Genomic DNA, 2,110 nt, shown 5'->3' with positions numbered 1-2,110 from the left:
CAGTCGAGGCGAGATCATTGGCATGGCCGTTGGCAAGCTTCGCCATCAGATCGGCGGTGGCCGGCGCCACCACCAGCAGGTCGGCCTCGCGCGACAGGCGGATATGGCCGACATCATGCTCGTCATTGCGGTCGAACAGTTCGGTGAAGACATGGTCGGCCGAAAGCGCGCCGGCCGAAAGCGTGGTGACGAACTCCTGCGCCGCCGCGGTCATCACCACCCGCACCGCCGCGCCGCGCTCGCGCAGGCGGCGGATCAGGTCGAGCGCCTTGTAGGCGGCAATGCCGCCGCCGATGATGAGCAGGATGCGCTTGCCGGAGAGGCTGCCTCGCAGGGCAGCCTTGCCTGATGCGGCGACAATGGGCGTCGCCTGCTGGCGCGAGCCTGCCAGTTCGTGCAGCGTCTTCTCGATCTGGTCGAGGCGGCCGACGGATCCAACTTGACCTTCGACCGAGGCCCGAAGCATCACCCGCGCCTGTTCCTCCATCGAGCGGTCGTTTTCGGCCGCCAGCCGGCGCAGCAGGTCCTTGATTTCGTCGTCAAGATTGCGAATCGTGATGCTGGCCATGTGATTGCACTCTGCTTGGCATCTCTGGTTGCAATGATAGCAATGCAATCAAGAGAGGGCAACCTGACCGCTAGGCGAGCTTCCACACGATATAGAGCAGCGTCAGCGCGATCACCCACAGGGCCACGCGGCCTGAGCGGGTATGGCGTGCCTCGGCCTTGCCGATGGCGCGTGCCGTCGCCTCGTCGAAGCGCAGCCCGTGCTCGGCCATCAGGTCGATCTCGCGCGACAGCCGCTCGGTGCGGGCGGCGATATCTGGAGCCTGGCGGGCCAGTGCCAGCAGCGCCTTTGTGCCGTCGCGCGCATCGACAAGGAGGCCGCGCGGGCCGAGATTGCCGGCGATCCAGTCGCCGACCACCGGCTCGGATGTCTTCCACATGTTGAAGGCCGGATCGAGCGTGCGGGCGACGCCCTCGACCACCACCATGGTCTTCTGCAGCAGGATCAGCTCGGGCCGGGTCGCCATGTCGAACAGTTCGGTGACCTCGAACAGCAGCGTCAACAGCTTGGCCATCGAGATGGTTTCCGCCGGCTGGCCGTGGATCGGCTCGCCGATGGCGCGGATCGCTTGCGCGAAGGCCGAGACATTGTGCTGGCGCGGCACATAACCGGCCTCGAAATGCACCTCGGCGACGCGCTGATAGTCGCGCACGATGAAGCCGTAAAGGATCTCGGCGAGGAAGCGGCGCTCCTTCTTGCCGAGCCGGCCGGCAATGCCGAGATCGACGGCGACGATGGTGCCGTCGGCCTCGACGAACAGATTGCCCGGATGCATGTCGGCATGGAAGAAGCCGTCGCGCAGCGTATGGCGCAGGAACGACTGGATGAGGTTGGTGGCGATCGCCTTGAGATCGTGACCTGCCTCCACGAGGCCGGCAATGTCGTTCATCTTGACACCGTCGACCCACTCCATGGTCAAGACGTCGCGGCCGGTCCGCTCCCAGTCGACCGAGGGCACGCGGAAGCCCGGATCGTCCCTGGTGTTCTCGCCGAGCTCGGACAGCGCCGCCGCCTCGAGCCTGAGATCCATCTCGATCTTGGTGGTCTGCGCCAGCGTCTCGGTTACCTCGACCGGCCGCAGGCGGCGCGACGAGGGGATGTATTTTTCCTGCAGGCGGGCGGCGAGGAAATAGCTTTCGAGATCGTGGAAGAAGCGCCGCCGCACGCCAGGCCGGATGACCTTCACCGCCACCCGGGTAGCAACCCCTTCCTTCACCGTCTCGGCGTTGTGCACCTGGGCGATCGAGGCGGCGGCGACGGCGCCGTCGAAGCTGGCGTAGAGATCGCCGATCTTGCGCCCGAGCGAGGCCTCGATGGCGGCGATCGCCTCGGCCTGCGGGAACGTATGCATCTTGTCCTGGAGAAGCGCGAGGTCGAGCGCCATGTCGTTGCCGACGACGTCTGGCCGTGTCGCCAGGAACTGGCCGAGCTTGACGTAGGACGGCCCCAGGCGCACCACCGCCTTGGCCAGCCGGTCGCCGCGCTTATAGGCAAGCGCGCTGCGGCGGGTGAACAGCCGCGCCATGCGCCAGCCGAATTTCG

Annotated in this window: 2 protein-coding genes; both read right to left on the bottom strand. The window is 66.4% G+C overall.

Translation table 11 applies throughout. The annotated features are described in order from the left end of the window. A partial coding sequence (locus EN780_RS39830; protein ID WP_281035394.1) for a flavoprotein occupies positions 1 to 568 on the bottom strand: 568 nt, incomplete at its 3' end. Between the two features lie 70 nt (positions 569 to 638). Further along, positions 639 to 2,110, bottom strand: a 1,472-nt coding sequence (gene ubiB, locus EN780_RS32715; RefSeq protein ID WP_128276334.1) for a 2-polyprenylphenol 6-hydroxylase, incomplete at its 5' end; no start/stop codon positions are given.

Source organism: Mesorhizobium sp. M4B.F.Ca.ET.089.01.1.1, from assembly GCF_004022605.1.
Classification (GTDB): domain Bacteria; phylum Pseudomonadota; class Alphaproteobacteria; order Rhizobiales; family Rhizobiaceae; genus Mesorhizobium; species Mesorhizobium abyssinicae.
Note: the sequence above shows the minus strand (reverse complement) of the source record. Positions and strands in the feature narration are given on the sequence as shown.